Below are 12,123 nucleotides of genomic sequence, written 5' to 3' on the forward strand. Positions count from 1 at the left end.
GTTTCCGCGCAATGACCAGTCGACTGAACCGTATTGCAGGCATCTGCCTTGCCATCGCTTTCTCCTGCCAGAGCGCCTATGCAGCCGTTACGGTTCCGCCCGGAAACCGCAGTGCAGAACAGCCTCCCATTCCCGGCGCCTCAGCCAAGCGCACCAAGGAGCTGAGCACGACCTATGAAGCCAAGTATCGCAAGATTTATAATCTTCTGAAAAAGGACGCCTCGCTGCGTTCGAAGATCAAGTCAACGGCTTCGGCTTATGGCATCGATCCGATCCATATCGTCGGTGCGATCGTTGGTGAACATACCTACAATGTCGATGTCTATGACCGATTACAGACCTATTACGTCAAGGCCATGTCCTATGTGAACCAGGGCGTGAGCTTTGGTTATAATGGCGAAAGCATCGGCCAGTTCGTGAAGCGTCCGGAGTTTTCCGAATGCCTCAAGTTCAAGGACAGCTATTCGCTGTGGAGCTGCCGCGAGACGATCTGGAACAAGCAGTTCCGCGGAAAATCGGTTGGCGGCAAGACATATCCGAACAATCGTTTCAGCGCCGTGTTCTTCCAGCCGTTCTATGCCGGCCAGACCTTTGGCCTCGGCCAGATCAATCCGCTGACCGCACTGCAGATGTCGGACATGGTCAATCGCGTATCGGGTCTGCCGAAGCTTAATGCCGAGAACGGCAATACAGTTTACAAGACCATCATGGACCCTGATCTGACACTGCCTTACATCGCGGCAACGCTGAAGCAGTCGATCACCGATTATCGCCAGATTGCCGATTTCGATATTTCGAAAAACCCCGGCCTGACAGCAACACTGTACAATACCGGCGGATCGACCGCCCGCGCCCGCGCGCTTGCCAATGAAAATACCCAGCGCAAGGCATCCGGGCAGGAGCCTTTGATGCCGCAGGAAAATTACTATGGCTGGCTGGTCAACACCAAGCTCGATGAACTGAAAGCGCTTTTTTAGAGTTAAGATATGATTGGATCAGATCGAAACGCGCTCTGAACGCAGAGATCTGTCCACCAAAAGCAGCAATTTCTTCTTGATCATCGGGTTGATCCTTCGCTCTACAACAACATGGAAGAGCGTAGCAAACAGGATCAGCCCGATCATTGTTATGACAATGGCGGTAACCGGCCCGAGATTACTCAGTAAAGCGGTGATGGCGATATAGCCGACATTCTGGTGCACAAGATAAAGTGCATAGGTCATACCACCAAGAATGCCTAGCATCCTCTGATGTTTTTGGCCGATATTTAGCTTTGTCAGTAAGAGCAAAGCTGCAATCGAAGCCAGAATAATTGCTGTCATCGCCACCGGAGAACGCTTGATGGAATAGGTTTTCTCGGCCCATTCGGCACCAGCAAGGGTGGTATAGATTGCAAAGATTGCAGCGAGGATAAACAGCAGCACCGCATAAAATGAGCGCTGTCGCCTCAACCTGCTATAGATGATCCCCATTGCAAAGAAGCCGCTATATTCAGTGATAAAAAGGTTCTGCAAATGCTCTGAACCAATATAGAATTCATTCAGAAATGAGAATCCCAGCCAGAGCGGGATTATCCGGATGATATTGTGGAACTGCCCGAGCGCAATAAGGATGAAAATCCAGCCATAGAAAATAAGTTCGAGTACAATTGACCAATAGGCACCATCCACAAAGGATTGCCCCAACAGCTTCGAAAAGATGAAGATGTTCGCCAGATACTGATCGGAACTGATTTGAAACAGTGGGTTTCCTGACAGCCAGATCACCAGGGCGGATACGCTCATGATGATAAGAAATGTGGGATAAATCCGGGAAAATCTGGAAATCAAGAAATTGAATGGCTTCTGGCCTTCCGCCGAATAGGCGATCACAAAGCCGCTGATAATAAAAAAGATGCTGACCCCCAGATAGCCATAACTGGCCACGCTCTTCATAAAGTGAGGAATATCAACCGCAGGTAACTCTCCTGCGGCTTCACCTCTGAAAGCGAAATGAAACAGCATCACTGCGATAGCAGAAACCAGACGAAGAATATCAAGCCCGTAAATATGTTTACCCGGCTCCGGGTGTATCGAAACAGAGGATTCGTCTTCCGCAACCATCAAGCGCGCCCCCACACTTAAGCAACCTTTGCTCGAGAGCCTATAAACAGTGCCTGTATAATTTTTATTTAACGTTGAAGCGGCTTCAGGCCACGGCGGCGCTTGCGTGCCGCCTCGATTTCTTCCGTCAGATGTTTGATCGTCTCGCGATCGATGATGCGGATGTTGCGTGCCAGAAGGTTTGCAAGCTCGGTTGCCTGTGGCGAGAGACCGGACGTATCGATCACCACGCGCGGATGGGAGACAGCTGCCAGATTTTGCAGCTCCTCTGCCTCATCCCAGATAATATTGAAATAAGTGATGATGCGCTGCAGCATATCCCAGGTTGGCTGTCCCCGCCGTCCGTGTTCCAGCGCCGAAAGATAGGCTGGTGATACGCGCAGCGCTGCAGCCATTTCTTTCTGTGTAACGTTGCGTTCCTCACGAAGGTCACGAAGCCGCTTGCCAAAGGGGGTCATCGGATGAGACCTCCGCCCTGGGTCTGCCTGCGCAAGCGGACATAAAGCGCCCCATGCCCGCCATGATGACGCGCGGCGTCTTCATAGGCGCTGACCAGCAGTCGGAACAAAGGCGTCGAAAACCAGTGCGGCACCGCCTGCTTGAGCACGCCTTCGCTGCCGAAAGAGCGGCCCTTGCCGGTAATCACCATCACATGCTTCAATCCGCGCGCATGTGCGCTGAGCAGGAAGCCATAGAGCAGCTCATAAGCATCGTTTTGTGTGAGCCCGTGCAGATCGATGCGTGCTTCAATATCCACACGTCCTTTGGAAATATTGCGATGGGTTGGCCGATCAAAGGCATGGATCGGCATTTCCTTGAGCGAGTTGACCTTCTTTTTCGGCGTCTGCGTGTCAGCTGCAGACGAGGGCGCCTTTTTCGCAGGCTTTTTCTCAGCCTCCTGCGCCATCACCGTTTTGAAATCCGGAAACTCTTCCTCTTCCTTCGGCTTCTTTCCAGACAGAGGTTTTGCTGTTTTAGCCACCGTTTCCCAGAGAATGCGATCTTCAGGCCGTAGATAATCTTTTGCGGATTTTTCGCTCTTATCGATCATCGATCAATTCCCGACTAATGCGCGCGGGACCAGCGCATAAAAATCGGCCTTGCTCTTGATGCCGCCGGCGATTTCCCCGGCTGCATCACCCGATCCTGCAAAAAGATCGCCGCGAGCAGGGCCGACAATCGCCGTGCCGGTATCCTGCGCAATCATCAACCGGGAGAAGGGCGCATGATCGAATTCCGTTACGCTTGGCGCATCGACAAAGATAGGCGTTCCGAATGTATGCAGAAGCCGGTCGACCGCGATTGAGCGACCGGCTGTCAATGGAACCTTGGCCGCTGCGATCTGCCCTAAATTTGGGTCATGCCCATCATTACTATCAAATGCCGTTTCACGGAAGAAAATATAGGAACGGTTCCGCCAGATAAGGTCATCGGCTTTTTCAGGATGATCTTTCAGCCACTGGCGGATTGTCTGCATGGAGATGCTTTCAGCAGAAATCTCGCCTCTAGCAACCAGAATGCGCCCGATCCCGGTGAATGGATGGCCGGTTTTGGCTGCGTAAGTGATCCGCATGAAACTGCCATCGGTAAGCTTCAGCCGTGCTGCGCCCTGCACATGTGCGAAAAATGCATCGACCCGATCGGCAACATAGGCAAGCTCTAGCCCGCGATCTTTTAGGCTGCCTTGCTCAATCGTCCGGCGGTCATCATATTCAACAACACCGTCCGGCGTTTGCCGGGCGAAAGCGTAAGACGCATCGAGCCCCAGGGGGCGGTTTTCATCGGTGACCTTCACAAGATCATCAGGTTTTCTCAGAAATGGCACCGTGAACTGCTTGTCAAAGCTGCGCGATGCTTCAATCTCCGGCTCGTAAAAAGCCGTCACAAACCCTTCTGCATCGATGCGGCAGGGAACAAAATGCGCTTCAAAAAAAGCGCGGGCCTGCGCCCTATCCGGATTATCAAGTAAACGCGCGGCGGCAAAAGCCTGTGTAAGCGCCTCGAAACTGATACCGAGGCTGCCGCTGTTATAGCGATTATGTTCCGCATAATCGGCTGAACGACGAAAGGCCGAAAAGGCGAGTGCCTGATCGTCCTGATCCCAGCCCGGGCAATCTAAAAAACTGACCGGTCGTATGATGTTCGCCAGATTATGCACAAGCCGCATCCGTCAATAATTAAAAGGGCCGCTAAATTAGCGGCCCTGAATCGTCAACTCTCTTTAGTCTTCGGCTTCGGTCGCGACAAGCTTCCAGTTTGGATCGCGCGAACGCGTATCGCGCGCGAAGGTCCAGAGATCACGGATTTCGACGACATTTTCCTGATCGCCCTCAACCACGTTGCCTTCCTTGTCGAGCGTGGAAGAAATCATCTGGCTCACGATATTAAGCGTCACATGCGCTTCCGAGCCCTTCATTTCGGCATTAGCAATCTCTGCCTTATCGATACCAACAAAGGTCGAGCGAACGCTTTCACCGCGCGCCTCGCGCTCATCGATTGCCGAAACGAAGCCCTCATAGACTTCCTTGGACAGAAGGTTTTTCAGAACCTTGCGATCGCCATCGGCAAAAGACATGACGATCATTTCATAGGCGATCTTCACACCATCGACGAAGCTTGCCGGATCAAAGGATGGATCAGCCGCCTGAATGGAGCGAAGGCCGTCATTCACAGGCGTTCCTGCTGGTGCAACCTTGTCAATTGCCGAGAAATCCTTTTCACCGGGGCGCTGCGGAAGCGAAACGACATTGTCGGCTTCGCCACCTGCGGTCTGGGACTCGGAATTACGAGCGGATGTATAAGGATCAATTGGCGGTTTTTCATTTCCGGTGCGACGACCAAGAACATTCCTCAGCTGAAGAAAGATCACCACCGCCGCAATGAAGAAGAATATCGTGCCAAAATCAAAAAATTCCATACCGCCTGCCACCAGTTAACGGGTCGGGATTACAAATCCGTCCTCACGTCGTGAATTTCGTTACATATACATATAGATCGGCTTGACTGATCATTCAAATCCAGATCACGCATACCTATCTGATATTGCATGATAGACAGTTTCAATTTCGTTCCTCAAAACATGTTGCGTAAAAATGCCAAGCGTTTTTTGCTTTTGACATGAATAAAACATGCGAATGAAGTTTGTTTCATCACATACCAATCAACCAACATAAGGTCATAACTGCCGTGTCCTCTTCTTTTGCCCCTCTCGTCATGCTGGCAATGCCGTTCATCGAAATTGCCGGCTTTGTGATCGTCGGCAGTGAGATCGGTGTTCTGGCAACGCTGGGTCTTGTCATCCTGAGTGCTATGCTCGGCTTTTTTCTGCTGCGCGTGCAGGGCTTCGGGCTTTTGCAGCGCATCCGCATGGAAAGTGCCGCAGGACGCGTACCAGATCGCGAAATGATGCATGGCGCGATGATCGTGGTCGCAGCCATCATGCTGATCGTGCCCGGCTTTGTCACAAGCGCGATCGGCCTTCTGCTTTTTGTGCCCTTCATCCGTGATCTTGTCTGGAACCGCTTTGTGCGCAATCGCCTGGTGGTAGCCACAGCATCGACACGCTATTCGGAAGCCTATCGTCCATATGAGCGGAAAGAAAATAATGTGATTGATCTGGACCCGGAAGATTACTCGACAAAGCCGGATGAAAACTCGCCGTGGAATCCGGACCGCAAAGATCACTAATCGCTCAAATGCTAACGTAAAAACGGTTTCTTGCCTCATCTACGCACACATGCTAGCCAAGCATCACTGCTTTTTGGGCAACAAGATAAATCATTAAAGAGAAGGCATACCGATAATGAGCGATAAGGCCGCTGCGGGCGAAGTAAAGAACGGCAATGGCGCAACCGCCCAGCCGTCCCTCAACATTCTGGCCCAGTACATCAAGGATCTTTCCTTTGAAAGCCCAGGCGCGCCTCTGTCGCTGCGCCCGCGCGAAAAGGCTCCTTCGATCAACATCAATGTCAACGTAAACGCCAATCCGCTTTCCGAAACGGATTTCGACGTTGTTCTGACGCTCGAAGCCAAGGCTGTCGACGGCAAGGACGTTCTGTTCAATACGGAACTGGTCTATGGCGGCGTATTCCGCATTCAGGGTATCGCGCAGGAGCATATGCTTCCGCTGCTGTTCGTCGAATGCCCACGTCTTCTGTTCCCATTTGCCCGTCAGATCATCGCTGACGCAACGCGCAATGGTGGCTACCCACCTCTGATGATCGATCCAATCGATTTCGCGCAGATGTTCCAGAGCCGTATGGCCGAAGAACAGGCAAAGAGCGCTGTAAAGAGCTAATCTCTACAACGACCTAAAAAGAAAACCCCGCTCTCGCGGGGTTTTTTATTTCGACGTCAGCTAACGTATTTTTTCCAGATTGCCTTGTCGCCCATTTTTGCAACAAGGGCATCATGGGCTGCGCGCTCCTTATCGCTGATACGCGGCGCCAAAGGTGCCGGGCGCTGGCGCAAGACAATATTGCCGCCATTCCCCGAGCGATCATCATTACCGGAACTACCGGATGAGCTAAGGCCGAGTGCGGTCTGCTTGCCGCCAATCAGCTCAATATAGACTTCGGCCAGAATTTCAGAATCGAGCAATGCGCCGTGCAACGTACGGTGCGAATTATCGATGCCATAGCGCTTGCAGAGCGCGTCGAGCGAATTCGGCCCCATTGGATGTTTTCGGCGCGCCAGAGCGAGCGTATCGACGATACGTTCAACGGCGATTTCCGGCTTCCCCAGACGGTCCAGCTCGGCATTGATGAAGCCAAGATCGAACATGGCATTGTGCGCCACGAGCTTCGCACCATCGAAAAATTCCATGAACTCATCGACGATATCAGCAAAGGTCGGCTCTTTAAGCAGCTGTTCGTCGGTGATGCCGTGCACCGCGAGCGCTTCGACATGAACCTTTCGCCCTTGCGGGTTGATGAATTTATGGAAGGTTCGGCCGGTGGGAAAGCGGTTGATCATTTCCACGCCGCCGATTTCGATGACGCGATCCTCCAGCCGTTCAAGGCCAGTGGTTTCCGTATCGAAAACGATCTCACGCATGGCAACCTCTTAAATGATTTGATGCTTTATAGCACGGCCAAGCCGAAGCTCAGGATGGATTGACAAGCTTTCCACGCAATTCAGCGATGATGGCTTTGATCTGTGCTCGCGTTTCCTCAAAGTCGCCTGAAGAATCGATGACGAAATCAGCACGCGCACGCTTATCAACATCCGGCATCTGCCGGGCCAGAATGGCCTCGAACTTCGCTTCCGTCATGCCTGCGCGGGAAAGAACACGCTCACGCTGAATGTCGGCAGGAGCGGAAACAACAGCCACTTTGTCCACACGGTTTTGGCCACCCGTTTCAAACAGCAGCGGAATATCAATCAGCGCGATATCGGCGCCATCCGCACGCGCGCGTGCAAGAAAAGCGGCTTCCTCTTCGTGCACGAGTGGATGAATGATGGATTCGAGCTTTTTAAGCGCTTCTGGTTTGCCGAGGACAGCGCTCGAAAGCTTTGTCCGGTCAACAGTTCCATCCACAACCGTTCCGGGGAAGGCGGCTTCGATCAGGGGGGCCGCCCGACCCGAATAAAGCTGATGCACGGCATCGTCAGCGCTATAGACCGGCACACCATTGTCGGCAAACATGTTTGCCGCAGTGGTTTTTCCCATGCCTATAGAGCCGGTCAGTCCGAGGATGATCATAAAGCACCAGCCTTTTTCATATCATCCAGAATATAATTACGAAGTGCTTCTGTCACTTCTGGTCTTTTGCCAAACCAGCGTTCAAAACCCGGAACCGCCTGATGCAGCAACATGCCAAGCCCATCGACGGTTTTAAGACCCGCTGCTTCAGCGCTGGCCAAAAACGGCGTCTTGAGCGGAATATAAACAATATCGGTCGCAACAGCTGATTTCTGCGCCTCGCTCAGATCAAGCGGAAACTCTGTCGGCTCACCATGTCCGCTCATGCCCAGCGATGTCGTGTTGACGATCAGACCTGCATCTTTGACCAAAGCCTGCGCCGCATCCCATCCATGAGCAGAAACCCCTTCGCCGAAATGGCTTGCCAGTTCTTCAGCGCGGCTTAACGTGCGGTTGACGATGGCAATGCGCGAAAACCCGCGTGTCTGCAAAGCGTGTACAATCGCGCGTCCCGCACCACCTGCGCCAAGCACCAGAGCGGTATCGGCATTGTCCCATCCTGGAGCCAGCGCATCGAGATTGGCAGCAAAGCCATAGGCATCAGTGTTGCCGCCGCAAAGCCTGCCATCTTCGAACCAGAGCGTGTTCACCGCGCCAATTGCCGCCGCTGCCGCATCATGGCTGTCAACGGCTGCGAAAGCCACTTCCTTATGCGGGATCGTGACATTGCCGCCGGCAAAGCCGTTTTTTGCGAGCGAAGCAGCAAATTCGGCAAAATTTTCAGGAAGCACTTCAATGGCTTCATAAGAGCCTTCGATGCCGTGCTCTTTCAGCCAGAAGCCGTGAATGAGCGGCGACCGCGAATGCTTTATCGGAAAGCCCGTGACAAATGCCTTATTAGCCATCGATCAGATTTTCCTTCCTCAGTTCATCAAGCAGGGGCAGAAGCGGCAGTCCGACGATGGTGAAATAATCGCCGTCGATTTTTTCGAAAAGCTGAATGCCCGGACCTTCGACCTGATAAGCGCCAACACTGGAAAGAGCAACGTCGCCAACCCGACCGAGATAACGACCGACAAAACCCGGATCGAGATCGCGCATCGTCATTCGTGCCACTGAAACATGACGCCACAGCGTCTCGCCGTTTTTAACCAGAACCACGCCGCTGTTGAGCTGGTGTGTCTTGCCCGAAAACTGCAGCAACTGGCGCCGCGCTGCTTCCATATCCACAGGCTTGTGGAAAATCTCATCCCCCAGCGAAAGCGTCTGATCGCAACCGATCACCACCGCATCGGGATTGTTTTCGCTGACCGACAAAGCTTTTGCTTCAGCCAGAACCTGTGCGACTTCTTCCGGCGTAGCGCCCGACTTATAAAGCGGCGCTTCAACCGAGCGCTCATCTATATCGGCGCTTTCGGCGACAAATTCGATGCCGGCATTTTTCAGCAGTGCCGACCGAAACGGACTTTTGGATGCGAGAATAAGCTTTGTCGTCATGTCAGGTCTTCCTTCCTGCCTTCGCGCAGCAGAGATTGAATAGCAGCCGCCGTTTCTTCAATTGACCGGCGCGACACATCAATGATCGGCCAGCCGTGCCGGTTACAGAGATTGCGGGCATAAGCCAGTTCTTCGGAAATTGAAACGCGGTCTGTATAAAGTCCGGTATCAAGCGACGGCACATTGCCGAGTGGACGGTTTTGTCTGATCTGCGAAATGCGCTCAGCCGTAGCAACAAGCCCCACGATCATCGGACGCTTTGCAGTAAAAAGCTGATCGGGGAGGGGGATGCCAAGCACAATCGGCACATTGGTCGCCTTGATACCGCGATTGGCGAGATAAATGCTTGTGGGCGTTTTCGAGGTTCGCGAAATGCCGACAAGAATGACGTCCGCTTCCTCTATATCCGGCGGCAATTGCCCATCATCATGTTCCATCGTGAAATTGAGCGCATCGATCCGGCGGAAATAATCTGCATTAAGCACATGCTGCGCACTGGCGCGGCGGTGCGCTGGCGCGCCCAGATAAGATTGAAACGTATTGAGCACCGGTTCGAGCACCGAAACGCTCGGTACGCCCATTTCGGCGCAGGTTTCATCAATGATGGCCGCGAGCTTCTGATCGACAATTGTATAGAGAACAATGCCCGGTTCAGCGTCGATATTCTCCAGAACTTTGCGCAGCTGCTTCTCTGTTCGGATGAGCGGATAGATATGCTCAATCGCGCGCGCATTGGCATATTGAGCCGCCGCAGCACGCCCTGCAGCGAGGAGAGTCTCTCCTGTCGCATCAGAAATCAGATGAAGATGAAAGTAAGAAAGCGGTCTGGTCACAGTTTTCTCCCCTCCCTGTTGACGACTGTGCGTAAATTGGAGGCTCCATCCACAAGCCATGGCAGGCGGTGGGAAACTTGGCAAGTCATCCACAGCGAGCCAACATGTGTGAAGCTTTCAAAAGCGATTGTGGACAAGACTCGTAACATTTGGAAAACCTTGCGATATACCCAGCCTATCCACAAATTGTGCAAAGCTGCGGCAATTGGTAACTCCTTATATTCAATGAAAGATTTGAGTTTTCATTGCTTTTGTTCAGACTATCGGTGAATGTTCGCACAGGCATAGATGGCCCGAGAGGAACTGTGGGGAAAAGACGGACAAACCTTAATCCCCGATTCCAACAGACTCTAAGAATCAAAAGATTCCTGAATCATCCTTTCTTTATGAAAGCCAGACGGGAAAACTTTCAGACGAGATAACGAAAACCGATCGAACAGGGTGGAATGCAATGAAGCGCAAGGTCTTGAAAGTGATGGATGGTGAGGCAGTCTTTCCACCACCGATCTGGATGATGCGTCAGGCCGGACGCTACCTTCCTGAATATCGCGAAGTGCGCAAACAAGCCGGAAGCTTTCTCGACCTTTGCTATTCGCCCGATCTGGCTGTCGAAGTGACGCTTCAGCCTATCCGCCGTTTTGGCTTTGATGCAGCCATTCTGTTTTCAGATATTCTGGTTGTCCCTCACGCCCTTGGACGAGACCTTCGCTTTGAAGAAGGAAGAGGGCCTTTGATGACACCGATTGATGCGGATGAAATCTTCTGGCTTGAGACAGAAGGTGTCGCAAAACGCCTTGAGCCGGTCTATGAGACGGTTCGGCTGCTCCGCGAGCAGTTACCCGAGGAAACAACGCTGTTGGGCTTCTGTGGCGCTCCCTGGACCGTTGCGACCTATATGATCGCCGGTCATGGCACTCCAGATCAGGCTCCCGCCCGCCTGTTTGCCTATCGCTTCCCGGAAGCCTTTGAAAAGCTTTTGAATGATCTGGCAGATGTTTCAGCCGAATATCTCATTGAACAGCTCGATGCAGGTGCGGATGCCGTGCAGATTTTCGATTCCTGGTCCGGCGTTCTGGATGAAGATTGCTTTGAACGCTTCTGTGTTCGTCCGGTGGCCCGCATTGTGCAAAAGGTGAGGGCGGTTTATCCCGAAGCCCGCATCATCGGTTTCCCGAAAGGTGCCGGAATGCTTTACGCGGGCTATCGTGAAAAAACCGGCGTTGACGTTCTGGGCCTCGACTGGTCTGTGCCGAATTCCTTTGCGCGTGAACTTCAGACCGAAGGCGCTATCCAGGGAAATCTTGATCCCTTGCGCGTTGTGGCCGGTGGCGAAGCTTTGGACGAAGGCGTTGATGCGATCCTCAAAAATCTCGGGCAGGGTCCACTGATCTTCAATCTGGGCCATGGAATTACGCCACAGGCACCGATTGAGAATGTTCAGCGCATGATTGATCGAGTTCGTGGAGGCTACTGATGGTGGCTTCTGACAAAACAAACAGCGGTAAGGCCGCTCTGATCCGAACCATCGTCGCTCTGGTGGTTGTGATACTCGGTTTATGGGGATTGTTTCACGTGAATCCAGCTGATGCTTATCTTTGGGTCAAGGCGATCCACGTCATTGCCGTTATCGCCTGGATGGCGGGAATGCTCTATCTGCCGCGGCTCTTCGTCTATCATTGCGCCGCAGCACCCGGCTCTGAAACGTCCGAAACCTTCAAGATTATGGAGCGCAGGTTGCTGCGTTTCATCATAAATCCCGCTATGATTGTAACGTGGATTGCCGGTCTCTGGATGGCCTGGGAAATTTTCGGTTTTCAGGGTGGCTGGCTGCACGCAAAGCTTCTGCTCGTGGTGCTGCTGTCGGGCCTGCATGGCTATCTTTCCAAAGCCACGCGCCTTTTTGCGCAGGATAAGAACACAAAATCGGCCAAACATTGGCGAATCATCAATGAAGTACCGACAATCCTGATGATACTCATCGTCATTCTAGTGATCGTGAAACCATTCTGATTTCCAATTTTCCTGCTTTAAAGAATGAAAGCCCGGA

The 12,123-nt window shown here is 52.6% G+C and carries 15 protein-coding genes; 5 read left to right on the top strand and 10 right to left on the bottom strand.

Translation table 11 applies throughout. The annotated features are described in order from the left end of the window. Positions 1-11 precede the first annotated feature (11 nt). Positions 12-977, top strand: coding sequence for a DUF1402 family protein (locus ABWV94_RS06600; protein WP_105519209.1), 966 nt, complete (start codon positions 12-14; stop codon positions 975-977). Between the two features lie 18 nt (positions 978-995). Here the strand turns inward: ABWV94_RS06600 and ABWV94_RS06605 are convergent, their stop codons facing one another. From ABWV94_RS06605 to ABWV94_RS06625, 5 genes are all read right to left on the bottom strand, one after another. Then, complete coding sequence (locus ABWV94_RS06605) at positions 996-2,102, bottom strand: acyltransferase family protein (protein ID WP_113496167.1); 1,107 nt, start codon at positions 2,100-2,102, stop codon at positions 996-998. A 68-nt stretch (positions 2,103-2,170) separates the two neighbouring features. Further along, a complete protein-coding gene (locus ABWV94_RS06610; protein WP_007872441.1) occupies positions 2,171-2,560 on the bottom strand; it encodes a helix-turn-helix domain-containing protein in 390 nt (129 codons plus the stop codon). Beyond that, on the bottom strand, positions 2,557-3,153 hold the full coding sequence (locus ABWV94_RS06615; RefSeq protein ID WP_353412859.1) for a Smr/MutS family protein: 597 nt from the start codon (positions 3,151-3,153) through the stop codon (positions 2,557-2,559). Before ABWV94_RS06615 ends, ABWV94_RS06610 begins: the two co-directional genes overlap by 4 nt. Positions 3,154-3,156: 3 nt before the next feature. After that, positions 3,157-4,269, bottom strand: coding sequence for a murein transglycosylase A (gene mltA, locus ABWV94_RS06620; RefSeq protein ID WP_113496168.1), 1,113 nt, complete (start codon positions 4,267-4,269; stop codon positions 3,157-3,159). Between the two features lie 54 nt (positions 4,270-4,323). After that, positions 4,324-5,019 carry a Tim44/TimA family putative adaptor protein gene (locus ABWV94_RS06625; protein WP_113496217.1) on the bottom strand — a complete coding sequence of 232 codons (696 nt, stop codon included), beginning with the start codon at positions 5,017-5,019 and terminating at the stop codon, positions 4,324-4,326. Between the two features lie 269 nt (positions 5,020-5,288). Between ABWV94_RS06625 and ABWV94_RS06630 the strand changes: the two genes are divergently transcribed. Continuing rightward, the gene (locus tag ABWV94_RS06630) at positions 5,289-5,789 is read left to right on the top strand and encodes an FxsA family protein (RefSeq protein ID WP_007872434.1); all 501 of its coding nucleotides are present in this window, start codon (positions 5,289-5,291) and stop codon (positions 5,787-5,789) included. Between the two features lie 115 nt (positions 5,790-5,904). Beyond that, on the top strand, positions 5,905-6,399 hold the full coding sequence (gene secB, locus ABWV94_RS06635; RefSeq protein WP_113496169.1) for a protein-export chaperone SecB: 495 nt from the start codon (positions 5,905-5,907) through the stop codon (positions 6,397-6,399). A gap of 56 nt (positions 6,400-6,455) precedes the next feature. Here the strand turns inward: secB and dnaQ are convergent, their stop codons facing one another. From dnaQ to ABWV94_RS06660, 5 genes are read right to left on the bottom strand one after another with little or no spacing between them, the layout of a single operon-like run. Further along, entirely contained in the window at positions 6,456-7,157 is a 702-nt protein-coding gene (dnaQ, locus tag ABWV94_RS06640; protein WP_079212465.1) for a DNA polymerase III subunit epsilon, read from the bottom strand. A gap of 49 nt (positions 7,158-7,206) precedes the next feature. Continuing rightward, a complete protein-coding gene (coaE, locus tag ABWV94_RS06645) occupies positions 7,207-7,806 on the bottom strand; it encodes a dephospho-CoA kinase (RefSeq protein WP_105519057.1) in 600 nt (199 codons plus the stop codon). Beyond that, positions 7,803-8,651, bottom strand: coding sequence for a shikimate dehydrogenase (locus ABWV94_RS06650; RefSeq protein WP_113496170.1), 849 nt, complete (start codon positions 8,649-8,651; stop codon positions 7,803-7,805). The genes coaE and ABWV94_RS06650 overlap by 4 nt, the downstream gene beginning before the upstream one ends. Next, complete coding sequence (locus tag ABWV94_RS06655) at positions 8,644-9,243, bottom strand: Maf-like protein (RefSeq protein ID WP_113496171.1); 600 nt, start codon at positions 9,241-9,243, stop codon at positions 8,644-8,646. The genes ABWV94_RS06650 and ABWV94_RS06655 overlap by 8 nt, the downstream gene beginning before the upstream one ends. Continuing rightward, positions 9,240-10,076, bottom strand: a complete 837-nt coding sequence (locus tag ABWV94_RS06660) for a pyruvate, water dikinase regulatory protein (protein ID WP_113496172.1) — start codon at positions 10,074-10,076, stop codon at positions 9,240-9,242. The genes ABWV94_RS06655 and ABWV94_RS06660 overlap by 4 nt, the downstream gene beginning before the upstream one ends. 451 nt (positions 10,077-10,527) lie before the next feature. On the opposite strand from ABWV94_RS06660, the gene hemE reads away from it, so the two are divergent. Together hemE and hemJ are read left to right on the top strand one after the other, a co-directional pair. Then, complete coding sequence (hemE, locus tag ABWV94_RS06665; RefSeq protein ID WP_079212460.1) at positions 10,528-11,550, top strand: uroporphyrinogen decarboxylase; 1,023 nt, start codon at positions 10,528-10,530, stop codon at positions 11,548-11,550. After that, positions 11,550-12,086 carry a protoporphyrinogen oxidase HemJ gene (hemJ, locus tag ABWV94_RS06670; RefSeq protein WP_113496173.1) on the top strand — a complete coding sequence of 179 codons (537 nt, stop codon included), beginning with the start codon at positions 11,550-11,552 and terminating at the stop codon, positions 12,084-12,086. The genes hemE and hemJ overlap by 1 nt, the downstream gene beginning before the upstream one ends. The last annotated feature ends 37 nt before the right edge of the window (positions 12,087-12,123 follow it).

Source organism: Brucella sp. NBRC 12953, assembly GCF_040369775.1.
GTDB classification, from domain to species: Bacteria; Pseudomonadota; Alphaproteobacteria; order Rhizobiales; family Rhizobiaceae; genus Brucella; species Brucella pseudogrignonensis.

Coding starts and splice junctions, on each gene's coding strand:
- dnaQ (WP_079212465.1), bottom strand. CDS start 7,157: ATGCGTGAGATCGTTTTCGATACGGAAACCACTGGCCTTGAACGGCTG.
- ABWV94_RS06610 (WP_007872441.1), bottom strand. CDS start 2,560: ATGACCCCCTTTGGCAAGCGGCTTCGTGACCTTCGTGAGGAACGCAAC.
- coaE (WP_105519057.1), bottom strand. CDS start 7,806: ATGATCATCCTCGGACTGACCGGCTCTATAGGCATGGGAAAAACCACT.
- hemJ (WP_113496173.1), top strand. CDS start 11,550: ATGGTGGCTTCTGACAAAACAAACAGCGGTAAGGCCGCTCTGATCCGA.
- secB (WP_113496169.1), top strand. CDS start 5,905: ATGAGCGATAAGGCCGCTGCGGGCGAAGTAAAGAACGGCAATGGCGCA.
- mltA (WP_113496168.1), bottom strand. CDS start 4,269: ATGCGGCTTGTGCATAATCTGGCGAACATCATACGACCGGTCAGTTTT.
- ABWV94_RS06625 (WP_113496217.1), bottom strand. CDS start 5,019: ATGGAATTTTTTGATTTTGGCACGATATTCTTCTTCATTGCGGCGGTG.
- hemE (WP_079212460.1), top strand. CDS start 10,528: ATGAAGCGCAAGGTCTTGAAAGTGATGGATGGTGAGGCAGTCTTTCCA.
- ABWV94_RS06650 (WP_113496170.1), bottom strand. CDS start 8,651: ATGGCTAATAAGGCATTTGTCACGGGCTTTCCGATAAAGCATTCGCGG.
- ABWV94_RS06655 (WP_113496171.1), bottom strand. CDS start 9,243: ATGACGACAAAGCTTATTCTCGCATCCAAAAGTCCGTTTCGGTCGGCA.
- ABWV94_RS06615 (WP_353412859.1), bottom strand. CDS start 3,153: ATGATCGATAAGAGCGAAAAATCCGCAAAAGATTATCTACGGCCTGAA.
- ABWV94_RS06600 (WP_105519209.1), top strand. CDS start 12: ATGACCAGTCGACTGAACCGTATTGCAGGCATCTGCCTTGCCATCGCT.
- ABWV94_RS06605 (WP_113496167.1), bottom strand. CDS start 2,102: ATGGTTGCGGAAGACGAATCCTCTGTTTCGATACACCCGGAGCCGGGT.